Annotated in this window: 11 protein-coding genes; all 11 read left to right on the plus strand. The window is 49.9% G+C overall.

What is annotated here, in order from left to right:
- A partial coding sequence (rsmH, locus tag RTV33_RS07355; protein ID WP_312643010.1) for a 16S rRNA (cytosine(1402)-N(4))-methyltransferase RsmH occupies window positions 1-829 on the plus strand: 829 nt, incomplete at its 5' end.
- 61 nt (window positions 830-890) lie between these two features.
- Window positions 891-1376 (plus strand): hypothetical protein, encoded by a 486-nt coding sequence (locus RTV33_RS07360; RefSeq protein WP_312643012.1) that lies wholly within the window; start codon window positions 891-893, stop codon window positions 1374-1376.
- Window positions 1377-1508: 132 nt separating this feature from the next.
- Window positions 1509-3869, plus strand: a complete 2361-nt coding sequence (locus RTV33_RS07365; RefSeq protein ID WP_312643014.1) for a penicillin-binding transpeptidase domain-containing protein — start codon at window positions 1509-1511, stop codon at window positions 3867-3869.
- A gap of 108 nt (window positions 3870-3977) precedes the next feature.
- Window positions 3978-5417: a UDP-N-acetylmuramoyl-L-alanyl-D-glutamate--2,6-diaminopimelate ligase gene (locus RTV33_RS07370; RefSeq protein WP_312643015.1), complete on the plus strand. Its 1440-nt coding sequence runs from the start codon at window positions 3978-3980 to the stop codon at window positions 5415-5417.
- A gap of 20 nt (window positions 5418-5437) precedes the next feature.
- Window positions 5438-6805 carry a UDP-N-acetylmuramoyl-tripeptide--D-alanyl-D-alanine ligase gene (murF, locus tag RTV33_RS07375; protein ID WP_312643017.1) on the plus strand — a complete coding sequence of 456 codons (1368 nt, stop codon included), beginning with the start codon at window positions 5438-5440 and terminating at the stop codon, window positions 6803-6805.
- Window position 6806: 1 nt separating this feature from the next.
- The gene (gene mraY, locus RTV33_RS07380) at window positions 6807-7817 is read left to right on the plus strand and encodes a phospho-N-acetylmuramoyl-pentapeptide-transferase (RefSeq protein ID WP_312643019.1); all 1011 of its coding nucleotides are present in this window, start codon (window positions 6807-6809) and stop codon (window positions 7815-7817) included.
- Between the two features lie 105 nt (window positions 7818-7922).
- The gene (gene ftsW / locus RTV33_RS07385; protein ID WP_312643020.1) at window positions 7923-9107 is read left to right on the plus strand and encodes a putative lipid II flippase FtsW; all 1185 of its coding nucleotides are present in this window, start codon (window positions 7923-7925) and stop codon (window positions 9105-9107) included.
- A 4-nt stretch (window positions 9108-9111) separates the two neighbouring features.
- The gene (gene murG / locus RTV33_RS07390; RefSeq protein ID WP_312643022.1) at window positions 9112-10236 is read left to right on the plus strand and encodes an undecaprenyldiphospho-muramoylpentapeptide beta-N-acetylglucosaminyltransferase; all 1125 of its coding nucleotides are present in this window, start codon (window positions 9112-9114) and stop codon (window positions 10234-10236) included.
- Between the two features lie 129 nt (window positions 10237-10365).
- The gene (murA, locus tag RTV33_RS07395; protein WP_312643024.1) at window positions 10366-11631 is read left to right on the plus strand and encodes a UDP-N-acetylglucosamine 1-carboxyvinyltransferase; all 1266 of its coding nucleotides are present in this window, start codon (window positions 10366-10368) and stop codon (window positions 11629-11631) included.
- A gap of 35 nt (window positions 11632-11666) precedes the next feature.
- Entirely contained in the window at window positions 11667-12896 is a 1230-nt protein-coding gene (locus tag RTV33_RS07400; protein ID WP_312643026.1) for an FtsQ-type POTRA domain-containing protein, read from the plus strand.
- A 169-nt stretch (window positions 12897-13065) separates the two neighbouring features.
- Entirely contained in the window at window positions 13066-14217 is a 1152-nt protein-coding gene (gene ftsZ / locus RTV33_RS07405) for a cell division protein FtsZ (protein ID WP_312643028.1), read from the plus strand.
- Window positions 14218-14290 lie beyond the last annotated feature (73 nt).

The following is a 14290-nucleotide window of genomic DNA, read 5'->3' on the forward strand; positions in this document are numbered from 1 at the left end:
TGCAGGGCATTCCTCACACATTGCGGCAAAGCTTACCACGGGCAAGTTGATTGCTTTGGATAAAGACCCCGATGCTGTTAGAATTGCAACCGAACGCCTGAGCGAGTTCCCCTGTGCACAGGTGGTGCAAAGTGATTTTGCACAGATGCCGCAGGTGCTCGATTCTTTAGGGATTGATAAGGTTGACGGCATTCTCTTAGACCTTGGGGTATCCTCCCATCAGCTCGATACCGCCGAACGAGGGTTCTCCTATTTACAGGACGCAAAGCTGGATATGCGTATGAGCCAGAGCGGTACCAGCGCTTATGATATTGTCAACAGCTATTCCGCCGATGACCTCGCACGAATACTGCGCGAGTTTGGCGAAGAAAAATTTGCTTGGAGAATCGCGCAGAACATTGTGAAGGAAAGAGAAGCGGCCCCTGTTGAAACCACGCTGCAACTGCTTGAGATTATTAAAAAATCGGTTCCTGCCGCCGTTAAGCGCGAGGGAAACCCCGGTAAAAAAACCTTCCAGGCAATCCGCATTGCGGTGAACGGAGAATTTGACAGCCTTTCGGTTGCACTTGATACGGCGTTTGACCGGCTTAGTGCAGGCGGGCGTTTCGCCATCATCACCTTTCATTCGCTGGAAGACCGGATGGTAAAACAAAAATTCTCGGCACTTACCAAAGGGTGTGTTTGCCCGTCAGATTTTCCTGTGTGCATATGCGGTAAAACCCCGCAGGGCAAACTAACGCCGCGCAAGCCCACCCAGCCTTCCGCCGGTGAACTGGAGATCAACCGCCGCAGCAGAAGCGCAAGACTTCGGGTCATCGAAAAGCTTTGATTGTTAAACTATTTCTATAAAAAGATGTTAAATTGTTTCTATTAAAGGGAGGACGAACAAAATGGCTGTAACACAAAACAACACAAGCTCCGCGGCTTACGACCTTTCGCTGTTTGAAGAACGCAGTGAACGCCGCACCATTAAGGTCATCAAGAACAACTACCCAACCCCAAGCCTTTTGTTTGGTCTTTCCCCTGTGGCAGTGCTGTTCACGGCAATCATCGTGGTGGCGATCACCTCACTGTTTATTTACAACAATGTTGTGCTCACCGAGATTGGTGCACAAATTAACACGGTTGCCGCCGAGGCAGCCGAGCTGGAAAGCGAGCATGTGCGGCTACAGGCTTCGCTGGAAAATAAGATGTCGGTCAAGAGCATTGAAACCAGTGCAGAGAATTCGCTGGGGCTTGTAAAGATGGACAGAAGCCAGATCGAATACATTAATCTGGCGCCGGATGACGTGGTTGAGGTAGCGGAGCAAGATTTGGCGAATGGAAACCTTGTGGAGCAGGTAGTTGCCAAAATAAAGGAATACCTTAACAAGTAGGAAAATAAGTATGGAGTAAATCCTAAAAGAGTTAAGGATGTTATATTCTTGACTCTTTGCTTTTTTTGCGGACAAAGTTCGCCATAAGTCGGGCGGAGCCTGCTGGATTCGACAGCAGAAAGGGGATATGATATGGCGGTCACAGGACCAAGTTCAAAAATGAAACGGCGTATGATGATTTGTATGACGGTGTTGTGTGTACTGGGTACGTTGGGGCTGCTGGTACGCCTGTTCACGCTTCAGGTGGTGGACGCAAAGCAGTATCAGCGCGATGCAGCAAAGCAGCAGCTGCGAGAGGCGGATATCAGCCCTAAGCGCGGTGCAATCTACGACCGTAACATGAAAACACTTGCGCAAAGCGCAACCGTATGGACAGTGGTGCTTTCGCCATCTGACATCGGCACATTAAAGGATAAAGACGGCAATGTGGTGCGTTCTGCCGACGAGCTGCGCAATATCATCGCCGACGGTCTTTCTGAAATACTGGAGGTAGACCGAGAAAAAATAATTGAAAAATCGCACAGAAACACCTACTACGAAATAGTAAAGCGCAGGGTGGAACGACCCATCGCCGATAAAGTAATGGAGTTTGCGTCCGAGAATAATATTACATGCATTAGTTTGGAGGAGGACAACAAGCGCTACTACCCTTACGGCAGTCTGGCATCGACAGTACTGGGTTTTACCGGAAGTGAGAATCATGGCGCTTACGGGCTGGAAGCAAAATACGACAGTGTGCTCAGTGGAACCCCGGGGCGTGTAGTTTCAGCGAAGAACGCATGGGGCACCGATATGCCGTTTAAATACGAAAAAATGTATGATGCAACCGACGGCAACAGTATTGTGCTTACGATTGATGAAAGCATCCAGCACTTTGTCGAAAAACACCTGGAGACAGCGGTAAAAGAACATAACGTGCAGGCTCGCGCTACCGCCATCGTAATGGACGTCAAAACCGGAGAGATTTTGGCGATGGCGACTGAGAACGACTTCGACCCTAATGCCCCTTACACCATTGCCGACCCGAACATTGCGCAAAAGCTGGAGCTTGCGAAAGCCGGAGACAAAGAAGCTGCCATAGAGCTGATTAATAAAATTGAAAATATGAATAAGCGCGAAGAACTGACGGCTAAGGTGGAGAGCGGAGAGGACTATTATGCCGCACTGCTTGAGCAGATGCAATACAACCAGTGGAGAAACAAGGCGATTTCCGATCCGTATGAGCCGGGCTCGGTGTTTAAGCTTATTACCGCCGCAGCCGCGTTGGATGAGGGTGTGGTGAACCCCAAAACCTTCTCATACACCTGCTCGGGTTCCATTCAAATTGCAAACAAGCGCATCAGCTGCTGGAAGCATGCCGGTCATGGCACGCAGGATTTTACCCACATTATGATGAACTCCTGCAACCCCGGTTTTATTACAGTCGGTCAGCTGATTGGCGTGGAGAAGTTTATAAAGTACCGTCAGGCGTTTGGCCTGCAGGATAAAACGGGAATTGACCTGCCGGGCGAGGCGGGCAACGCAGGGCTGTACCATGAAATTGGGCTGATGGGCACCAAGCTGCCCAACGTTTACCTCGCATCCGAATCATTCGGTCAGACTTTTAAGGTCACACCCATCCAATTGATTACGGCAATTTCGGCAGTAGTAAACGGCGGTAACCTAATGCAGCCGCACCTTGTCAAACAAGTCATCGACTCGGATGGAAATATCATTGAAAATATTGAGCCTAAGGTCAAACGTCAGGTAATTTCAGCCGAAACCAGCAATACCGTCGCCCTGATGGCAGAGTACGTTGTGTCCGAGGGCTCCGGTAAAAATGCTTACATACCGGGCTACCGTATCGGCGGCAAAACCGGTACCTCCGAAAAGCTGGATAAGACCAACGAAGAGGGTGCAGTCGATAAGCGAATCTCCTCGTTCCTTGGTTTTGCACCGGCAAACGACCCGCAGGTTGCATGTCTGCTGATGCTTGACGAGCCGTATATGCACAATCCGTTTGGTTCGGTTATTGCAGCACCGGTAGTGGGTGCAATTCTGGGCGAAACCCTGCCGTATCTCGGCGTAGAGCCGCAGTACACCGACAAAGAGCTTGCAAAAATAGACATCAAGGTTCCCGATGTTGTAGGCAAAGGCACGCTCGATGCACAAGGCAGCCTGCGTCCGATGGGACTGGATTATGAGATTATAGGCACCGGAACAACTGTAATCAAGCAAACTCCGCGTGCTATGACCTCGGTACCCAAAGGAAGCAAGGTACTGCTTTACACCGACACTTCAAGCCTAAGCAAACTTGTAACGGTACCAAACGTAGTTGGTATGACGGCACAACAGGCGAATGTTGCCCTTACCGACGTAGGGCTTAACATTAAGCTCACCGGTGCTACCGAAGGTGTAAATACCGCTACAAAGCAAAGTGAGCTTGTGGGTGCTCAAGTAGAGCCCGGTACGGTGGTAACGGTACAGTTTATCAGCAGTGATACTTCTGACTAAATCGACGAAACATATAAAATGTATCTGTAATTTAAGCACAATGCTTTTTGTATACAAAAAGCATTGTGCGGTTTGACAGCGGGGAATACCCGCAGAGGGGGTAACTATATGAAGCTTTATGAGCTTTTAAAAGAGATCGAATATGACAATAAAATAAAGGATTGTGAAATCTCTAAGGTTACCTGCGATAATCGTGAGGTAATACCGGGGGCGGTATTTGTATGCATCAAGGGGCTGAAGTTTGACGGGCACACAGTAGTACAGCAAGCGCTGGATGCAGGTGCCGCGGTGGTGGTGTGCGAGCGCGATTTGGGGCTCGAAAATCAGATTCTGGTACCCAATACGCGTGAGGCCTACGCCATAATGTGCGGCAACTTTTACGGCAACCCTTCGCATAAAATGAAGCTGATTGGAATTACAGGCACGAACGGCAAAACCACAATAACATATTTGATAAAGCATGTGCTGGAAAGCGCAGGCAAGCAGGTTGGGCTGATTGGCACCATTCACAATGAAATAGGCGATATGGATGTGCCGGCAACACACACCACCCCCGACCCCGCGGAGCTGCATGTATTGTTTTCACGCATGCTGCAGGCCGGTTGCGAATATGTGGTGATGGAGGTTTCCTCTCACGCGCTTGACCAGCACCGTCTGGCCGGCTGCCATTTCACTGCGGGCGTTTTTACGAACCTGACACAGGATCATCTGGACTACCACGGCACCATGGAGAACTACTACGAGGCAAAAAAACGGCTGTTCACAATGTGTGATACCGCGGTCATCAATATAGATGACCCATACGGCATACGGCTGTTAAATGAAATTAAATGCAAAACACTTACCTTTTCTACCGAAAGCGACAGCGCTAATTTTACGTCGAAAAACATGACGTCTTCGGCAACCGGTACCCGCTTTGCATTGGTGGGAGACAGCCTGATTGGCAGGGTGAACTTCTGCATGCCGGGCAAGTATTCAGTCTCTAATGCGCTAGCGGCGGGGGTTGCATCGCTTGCTGCGGGTATTTCGTTCGATCATATGATCATAGGCTTATGCAGCTGTACGGGTGTTGTGGGCAGAACCGAGGTGCTGGATACCCACACCGATTACACCGTAATTCGCGACTACGCGCATACCCCTGATGGGCTGGAGAAGGTAATCGCCACCGTGAAGGAATTTGCCAAGGGCAGAGTAATTACGCTGTTCGGCTGCGCCGGCAACCGCGACCGTACCAAGCGCCCCAAAATGGCGGAGATTGTATCGCGTCTTTCTGATTTTGTCATACTCACCTCCGATAACCCGCGCGATGAAGACCCACTACAGATCATCGAGGATGCAAAACCGGGTCTGCTCGAACATAAAACCCCGTATGAAATCTTTCCCGACCGCTACGAGGCAATTGAATGGGCGCTTGATTTTGCCAAAGCGGGCGATGTGCTCCTGCTTTGCGGCAAGGGGCATGAAGACTATCAGGTACTTGATTTTGGTACCATCTGCTTTGATGAAAAAGAGATTGTGCTGAGACTGTTAAAAGAAAAGCAAAACTAAAATTCTGGGAGGATACCCCAATGGATATAAAATTGTCGCTGTCTGCCATCTGTGAGGTCATCTGTGCGGATAAGAAACTGTTTGGAGAAATCAGTTATATCACAACCGATTCCCGCGATATTCGCCCGGGCTGCCTATTTATTGCACTGCGCGGCGAAAACTTTGACGGGCATAATTACATTGGCAGCGCGTTGCTGCAGGGTGCGCAGTACGCAGTGGCAGAAATGAAAGGCGACTATCCCAAGGACAGAGTGCTCTACGTTGGCAGCACCGAAAAGGCGCTGCGCCGCATTGCCTTACTTTATCGCAACCAACTTTCCGCAAAGATTGTGGCGGTAACGGGCAGCGTGGGTAAAACCACCACGCGCGATATGACGGCGGCGGTACTTTCTGCGGGTTATAAAACGATTAAAACCGAGGGCAACCTCAATAACCAAATTGGTGTACCTAAGACGTTACTTGGCATTGAAAGCAGCCACGAGGCGGCTGTGGTGGAGATGGGCATGTCGGGCTTCGGCGAAATCGAGGAGCTATCGCTCTGCGCCCAGCCGGATGCCGCAATTATCACAAACATCGGCTTGTCCCACATTTTAAGGCTCGGCAGCCGAGAGGGAATCTACCGCGCTAAAACCGAAATTGCAGCAGGGCTTAAGGCGGGTGCACCGCTTATCTTAAACGGTGATGATGACCTGCTGGCAAGCTACCGCAATCCGCGTTTCAATGTAGTGTATTTCGGCATTGAAAACCCCGATTGTGCCGTACGTGCCGAAAACATTGCCGGTACCGACAGCGCAACCAGCTTTACGATTGTGTACGGCGGCAGGCGCATTCCGGCAGAGATTCCTACGATTGGCAAACACAATGTTCTCAATGCTCTGGCGGGGTTTACCGCGGGTGTGCTCATGGGCGTGCTGCCCGAAGCGGCTGCAAAAGCGCTGGCAGGTTTTTCGCCCACCGGTATGCGCCAAAAAATTGTGGATTGCCGGGGGATTACCATTGTGGAGGATTGCTACAACGCCAGCCCCGACTCGTTTGTGGCTGCGCTGAACACGCTGAAGGATAGAAGCTGCACGGGCAGACGAATTCTGATTGCAGCAGATATGCTGGAGCTGGGTGCTATTTCCAGTAAGGCGCACTACAATGTGGGTGTACTTGCGGGTAAGCTTGGTATTGACGCCGTATACGCATACGGCGAGATGTCGAAGCATACCATTATAGGAGCCGAGGATGGCGGCGTCGCTGACGCAAAATATTTCGACAGCAAACGCAAGCTGTCGGGTCATTTAATTGCAAACGCAAAAAAGGGCGACGTTCTGTGGTTCAAGGCGAGCCGTGGCATGAAGCTCGAGGACGTTATTCAGACAGTATATGAGGAGCGTAGAAAATAACATGAATGCATTGGTAATTGTACTTACGGCGGTGGTTGCATTTGCCGTTACAGCGATTCTGGGGATCTGGTTTGTACCCTTTCTGCACAAGGTAAAGTATGGCCAGCCCATCAATGAAATCGGCCCCACGTGGCACAAAAACAAACAGGGCACACCCACCATGGGCGGTGTATTGTTCATCATAGGCATCTTGGTGGCAGTAACTGTGGGTTATATCGTCTATAACTTTCAAAGCGAAAATATCGCCTTGCAGACAAGCGAAATGAATATCATTCGGCTTATGGCAGGGCTTGTTATGGCACTTGCATTTGGCTTTATGGGCTTTATCGACGATTACATCAAGGTAGTGCGTAAACGCAATCTGGGGCTTACCGCTCTGCAAAAAATTATCATGCAGACGCTTATTTCAGCAGCATATCTGGCAACACTGTATGTAAGGGGAGATACCTCCACCGTCATTGCTTTGCCGTTTTTCGGTCAGCTTGATCTCGGTTTTCTGTATTACCCGGTTATGATGCTATTTATCATTTTTATGGTAAACGCGGTGAACCTCACCGACGGCATTGACGGGCTTGCTTCGTCCGTAACCTTTGTGGTCTCCGCCTGCTTTATGATTATTACGGGAATGCTGGCTTTCTATGAAATGAGTATTCTTGCCACTGCGGTGGCGGGCGCTATGATTGGCTATCTGGTGTGGAATTTCTACCCTGCCAAGGTGTTTATGGGCGATACCGGTTCCATGTTTCTTGGCGGCCTTGTGGTTGCCATGGGCTATGGTGTGGGGCTGCCCGCGTTTCTAATCCCCATTGGCATTGTATATATTTGCGAAGCGGGCTCGGTGGTGCTGCAGGTGGCAAGCTTTAAGCTTACCGGCAAGCGCATCTTTAAAATGAGCCCGATCCACCACCACTTCGAGATGTCCGGCTTCAGCGAGGTTCGTATTGTGGCATTGTTTTCGCTCGTGGCGGCGGTTGGCTGTATTCTTTCCGTTTTGGCGGTGAACAGACTGTAATCTTGAAAGATCGATGCGCTCCGCCCTCTTTTGTTAAACGGAGGGCGGAGCAAGGCGGACGCCGGCCCTTGATGCACAGCTTAGAATAGTAGAGAGGATGATATTGTGGATCAGGCGAGAGCAGATGGCAGAAACATGGGCAGAGCCAGGAAAATGCGCGAAAGTGCCGTGGCGAAACCAAAAGCGGCAAAGGGCAGTATTGACATCACCTTTTTGGTGTTGGTTTTACTGCTTGTCACTTTTGGTTTAATCATGTTGTTTTCAGCAAGCTACGCAAACGCTTATTACCACAATGATGACAGCTTCTTTTATGTGAAAAAACAGTTGGTGTGGGTAGCGTTGGGTATTGTTGGCTTAATCGCTGCTGCACTTTTCGACTACCGCTGGTTCAATAAGCTTGCAATTCCTATTTTTGTTTTTACGCTGCTGCTACTGGTAATTGTGCTGTTCATGCCAGCGAGCAACGGTGCAAGGCGTTGGATTTGGCTGCCGGGTGGCGGCAGTGTCCAGCCGTCGGAAATTGCTAAATTTGCGGTGGTTGTGGTATTCGCTAAACTGATTATGGCGAACCAAGACAGAATGAAGACCTTTAAGTACGGTATTGTACCGTTTGTTACCATCCTTGCCATGGTTGCGGGGCTTATGATTTTAGAACCGCATCTCTCCGGTACAATCTTGATTCTGTCCATTGGTGCAATTATGATGTTTATTGGAGGCACAGACCTGAAATGGTTTGCGGTTGCCATCATCGGCGGTGTGGTGGTGCTCGGTATTGTTGTTATGATACCGGGTGTTATCGAATACGCTGCGTCACGTGTCGAGCATTGGCTCAATCCGTTTCTCGACCCGCGCGGCAAGGGTTACCAAACCATTCAGTCGCTCTACGCCATAGCGTCCGGTGGGCTGATGGGGCTGGGGCTTGGCAACTCCCGTCAAAAATATCTGTATATCCCTGAGCCGCAAAATGACTTTATCTTTGCAATTGTGTGTGAAGAGCTTGGTTTTGTGGGTGCGGCGATTATTATCATTTTGTTTGCACTGCTGGTATGGCGCGGATTTGTGATTGCAATGAAGGCGCGCGATAAGTTTGGTTCCATGCTCGCGGTGGGGCTTACCGTACAGGTGGGTTTGCAGGCCCTGCTCAATATCGCGGTGGTTACCAATACTATCCCCAATACCGGTATCAGTCTGCCGTTTTTTTCGTACGGCGGCACCTCGCTTACCATGCTGCTTGCGCAGATGGGCGTGGTGCTCTCGGTTTCACGCCGCGCGGCATTAGAAAAGGAGTAATGTTATGAGAATACTGTTTGCCTGCGGCGGCACAGCGGGGCACATCAACCCTGCTATTGCAGTTGCGCAGTTAATCCGCCAAAAACGCCCGGAAGCAGCAATTTTGTTTGCGGGTAATCCCACCGGCATGGAGGCACGGCTGGTACGCGAGGCGGGTTTTGATTTCGCCCCAATCCATGTCAAGGGGTTTCAACGCCAGCTCAACTGGTACAACATCCAAAATAATATAAAAGCAGTGCTGTACCTCACCACTGCTTCCTCACGCGCCAAAAAGATTATCGAAGACTTCAAACCCGATGTGGTGATGGGAACAGGCGGCTACGTCAGCGGGCCTGTGGTGCGCGAGGCTGCAAGGCTGCACTACAAAACCATCACGCACGAGCAAAATGCGTTCCCCGGGGTTACCACCAAGCTACTCAGCCGCCATGTCGATAAAATTTTGCTTGCGGTACCCGATGCAGAGCAGTACCTCAACCCCAATTGTGAATATGTCGTTACCGGTAACCCGGTGCGACAGGATATTATTTTTGCAGGAAGAGAGGAAGCTCGAAAAAAGATGGGCGTTGGTGACCGTGTATGTCTGCTCTCTTTTGGCGGCAGCAACGGGGCGCGTGCCATTAACGAATCGATTGCCCAGCTTATGGCATGGCACTGCAAAACGGGCGAGATCTATCACATCCATGCCACCGGAAAATACGGTGTTGACCTGCTGCCCGAGTTGCTGGCAAGGCAGGGAATTAAAAATTATAGGGAATACCCCAATCTCGACATTCGCGAATACATATCGGACATGCCGGTCTGCTTAGCGGCTGCCGATCTCGTCATCTCTCGTGCGGGTGCAATTACGCTCAGCGAGCTGCAGGCGGCGGGCAGGGCATCTATCTTAATTCCATCACCCAATGTAGCAGCCAACCACCAGTACTACAACGCTATGGTGCTGCAAAGTGCAGATGCCGCCTGTGTCATTGAGGAAAAAGACCTCACAGGTGAGGTGCTGATTGATACCGTGAAAAAAATGATTGCCGATCGTGACCGATTGACACAGCTTGGAAGAAATGCCTCGAAAATTGCAATTTTAGATTCGAATGAACGCATCTATAACGAAATTATCACTTTACTCAAAAAGTAAATTATTGGAAGTGATTTACCCACTTTTTTATGATATACTTGCTTAGAAGTAGCGTTTTCACATATTTTTTCTGCCTGCATAAGATGGTTTATAGCGAAGCTCAGCTAATCTTAAAGCGAGGTAGACGATATGCAGAAATATTTGATTCAGGGTGGCAGCCGGCTCACCGGTGATATACGGGTTCAAGGGGCAAAGAACAGCAGTTTGCCGATATTGGCGGCTACGCTGATTTGTACAGGTGAATCAGTGCTTCACAACTGCCCCGATCTTTTGGACACGGAATATGCACTTAAAATTCTAAAGTATCTTGGCTGCAAATGTCGCCGTGAAGGCGGCACGGTGACAGTGGATACCACGGCAATCGCCCGAAGTGAAGTACCCGACCGCTTGATGCGTGAAATGCGTTCTTCCATTATTTTTTTGGGCGCAATTGCTTCGCGTTGCGGGGCATGTAGGCTTAGTTTTCCGGGCGGGTGTGAAATTGGGCAGCGCCCTATCGACCTGCACCTTTCTGCTTTGCAGCAGATGGGTATGCAAATTGAGGAAGACCATGGTTACCTCAATTGCAGTATAGACGGGGGGTTCCATGGAGCAAACATACTGCTTTCCTTCCCCAGTGTAGGTGCCACCGAGAATGTAATTCTTGCAGCTGTAAAAGCGAAGGGAACAACTGTGATTACCAACGCGGCGCGTGAGCCGGAGATTGTTGACCTTGCAGGTTACCTAAACCGATGCGGAGCTAAGATATCCGGCGCAGGTGAGGGGACAATTACCATTGAGGGCGTAGAGGTGATGCAGCCCTGTGAGTACAGTATTATTCCAGACCGCATTGTTGCAACAACCTATCTTGCAGGCGCAGCGATGACCGGCGGAAATGTTCAGCTTTTGGGGATAGACTGCCGACATCTGGAATCCATTTTACCCATATTTGAAGAGGCAGGCTGTATCGTGCGGCGTTACAATAATGCAGTAAGCCTCTCATGCGACAAGCGGCTTTTGCCGGTGAATCTTATTCGTACCATGCCTTATCCGGGTTTTCCGACAGACGCGCAGGCGCCTTTGATGGCAATGATGAGTATTGCACAGGGTACAACGGTGTTTGTGGAAAATATCTTTGAAAACCGCTATAAGCATGCAATTGAGCTGCAGCGTATGGGTGCACATATCAAGGTGGAGGGCAGAGTGGCTATTGTAGAGGGCATTCGCTCGCTGCACAGCGCCGAGGTCAGCGCAACCGACCTGCGAGGCGGGGCGGCACTGGTACTGGCAGCACTCGCGGCAGAGGGAGCTTCCGAGGTAGCCAATGTTCATTATATCGACCGCGGCTACGAACAGTTCGAACAACAGCTGAATGCACTTGGTGCAAAAATTACGAGAGCTTTCTGCGGAGATTAGTCGCAGCCAGAAGTATAAATTGGAGATATTCTATTATGCAGGAGACAAGGCGAAGAAAAACAAAAGGACAGCGAAAGCGGCAGCAGAGCGGTAGTTACCCGCAAAATGCACCGCGCCAGCGGAGTGATGTTTATGCGGCACAGCAACAAAGCAGGGCACAAAATTCTAAGCGCCACAAACGCAAGCGTCGCGGCAACAACGCGCTGCTTTATATTATGGTGCTCATTTTTATGCTCACCATCGGTGTTGTGCTGATATTCACTGTCTTTTTCAAGGTGATCAATATCGAGGTAGTCGGGCTGAGCCGCTACGGTAAGCAAGAGGTCATCGAGACATCTGGAATTGTGCAAGGGGTCAATATGTTTCGGCTCGATCGCTCGGGGATTTCAAATAGCCTTGTAAAGGAATACAGCTATTTTGAGTCGGTACGTCTAAAATTCGGGCTGCCCGATACCGTAACCATACAGGTAATCGAAGCCGAACCGGCAGGTGCAATTCAGCAGGGAGAAACCTACATATTAATTTCCGCATCGGGAAGAGCACTCGAAACCGGGGTAACTGAGCTTACACCGGGGTTGCCGGTTATCAAAGGGCTGAACGCGTTGACACTGAATGAGGGTAATACCATTGATGATATGCTGGTAAAGATGCGTAAGGATGCGGCTGCCCTGGGGAAAGCAAAAGAAGGCGATACCACAGAGGAGCGGCAGACCAGAAAAGAAATGCAGCGAACCGCCGAGCAGGCGGTGGGCAACCTGTCGTCACAGCTATCTATTATGAGTGCGTTTCTTAAGGCAGCAGATGAAACCGATTTTACTCAAGTGCACTACCTGGATTTGAGTGATAAGTTTAATTTGGTTGTCGGGTACAACGGTAAAATTGTGATTGAGTTTGGTTCTGAGGCGCAGCTCGCCTATAAGATACAAAGCGTGCAAAAGGTTATCAGTGATAAGCTTGCTGATAATTTTGAGGGCAAAATAGATGCGTCGTACCCTGGTAGGGTGCGTGTACGCCGTGTCAACTTGGAAGCACAGGACATGACGGCGGACGAGTATGCAGAGTATCTTTATCAGCAGAACGGCAGTGAGCAGCCGGGCACATCAGACGAGAGTGCCGATGAAAGCAGTTCCGGCAGTTCTGAGCAGGACAGCAGCACAGATGCGTCATCATCCGGTGATGCATCTGACGCAAGCAGTGAGGAGGATGACGAGAGCAGTAAAGACCAGCAGGAACTAAATTCACAGGGGCTGCCCGAGATTGGGTAGAGTTTACTACAACAGTTTGTATTGTACCGCCAATATATTACCGGATTTGCGGATTTGTTGTGCTATGCTATTGAATTGAAAGCGAAAACATGATAGAGTAAAATATATATAAATTTGTAATTATTGATTAATTTACATACTCCACAAATTGTATAGGGGGAAACCTTGGATGTTTAACAATTTCAGCATTGATATGGAATACGACAATTGTGTGTCGATCAAAGTACTCGGAGTAGGCGGCGGTGGCGGCAATGCGGTTAACCGCATGATTCAGTCCGGCATGCAGGGCGTTGACTTCGTATCTGTTAATACCGATCATCAGGCGCTTATTTTCTCACAGGCGGCGCAGAAGATACAAATCGGTGAGAAACTCACGAAGGGCAGGGGCGCCGGCGGCGACCCCGAAAAAGGTCAGCGTGCGGCGGAAGAAAGCCGCGATGAGGTTGCAGCAGCACTAAAAGGCACCAGCATGGTGTTTATCACCGCAGGTATGGGCGGCGGCACCGGCACAGGTGCGGCGCCGGTTATTGCTGAGATTGCAAAAGAAATGGACATCCTCACCGTTGGTGTGGTGACGAAGCCCTTTAATTTTGAAGGCAAGCGCAGGGCCGAGCAGGCCGAAATGGGTATTACTGCGCTCAAAGAGCAGGTGGATGCATTGGTCGTCATTCCCAATGAACGACTCAAAACAGTATCTGATCAGAAGATCTCCCTTGCAAATGCGTTTTTAATGGCAGATGATGTCGTGCGCCAGGGTGTACAGAGCATCTCTGATCTGATTAATGTAACCGGTGTGGTCAACCTTGACTTTGCGGATGTTACCGCTATTATGAAAGATGCCGGCTTTGCCCACATGGGCGTCGGCCGCGCTTCGGGTAAAGATAAGGCAAAGCTTGCAGCGCAGGCAGCGATTTCCAGCCCGCTGCTCGAAACCTCCATCAACGGTGCACATGGCGTTATTGTTAACTTTACGGTTTCGCCCGATATTGATCTGGAAGAGATTGATGTAGCATCCTCCATGATTCACGAGGCGACTCATCCTGATGTAAACCTCATCTGGGGTGTTGCCTACGATGAGACTTTAAGCGATGAGATGAAGGTCACCGTTATTGCTACAGGCTTTGAGGAGAACATGATGGATATCCCCTATGTGTTCAAATCTGCCCCCAGTGAGCCCGTCGCAAACTCCCGTGCCACCGCAACACAGGCAAGGCCTGTCGTGCAAGAAGTTGCTCCCGCCCCCGAGCCGATAAAGGTGGAGGAAGAGGACGACGATACCGATTTCTTCGATATCATGAAAATATTCAACCAAAAAAACTAAGTTAAGCTCAATAAGGCAGCCGCAGAATATTCTGTGGCTGCCTTTTGTGTTATCTAATAATAAATGCAGGCAT

It is taken from the genome of Hydrogenoanaerobacterium sp. (genome assembly GCF_032017025.1).
In the GTDB taxonomy this organism is placed as follows: domain Bacteria; phylum Bacillota; class Clostridia; order Oscillospirales; family Ruminococcaceae; genus Hydrogenoanaerobacterium.

Coding starts and splice junctions, on each gene's coding strand:
- RTV33_RS07365 (WP_312643014.1), top strand. CDS start 1,509: ATGGCGGTCACAGGACCAAGTTCAAAAATGAAACGGCGTATGATGATT.
- RTV33_RS07370 (WP_312643015.1), top strand. CDS start 3,978: ATGAAGCTTTATGAGCTTTTAAAAGAGATCGAATATGACAATAAAATA.
- ftsZ (WP_312643028.1), top strand. CDS start 13,066: ATGTTTAACAATTTCAGCATTGATATGGAATACGACAATTGTGTGTCG.
- RTV33_RS07360 (WP_312643012.1), top strand. CDS start 891: ATGGCTGTAACACAAAACAACACAAGCTCCGCGGCTTACGACCTTTCG.
- murG (WP_312643022.1), top strand. CDS start 9,112: ATGAGAATACTGTTTGCCTGCGGCGGCACAGCGGGGCACATCAACCCT.
- mraY (WP_312643019.1), top strand. CDS start 6,807: ATGAATGCATTGGTAATTGTACTTACGGCGGTGGTTGCATTTGCCGTT.
- murA (WP_312643024.1), top strand. CDS start 10,366: ATGCAGAAATATTTGATTCAGGGTGGCAGCCGGCTCACCGGTGATATA.
- RTV33_RS07400 (WP_312643026.1), top strand. CDS start 11,667: ATGCAGGAGACAAGGCGAAGAAAAACAAAAGGACAGCGAAAGCGGCAG.
- murF (WP_312643017.1), top strand. CDS start 5,438: ATGGATATAAAATTGTCGCTGTCTGCCATCTGTGAGGTCATCTGTGCG.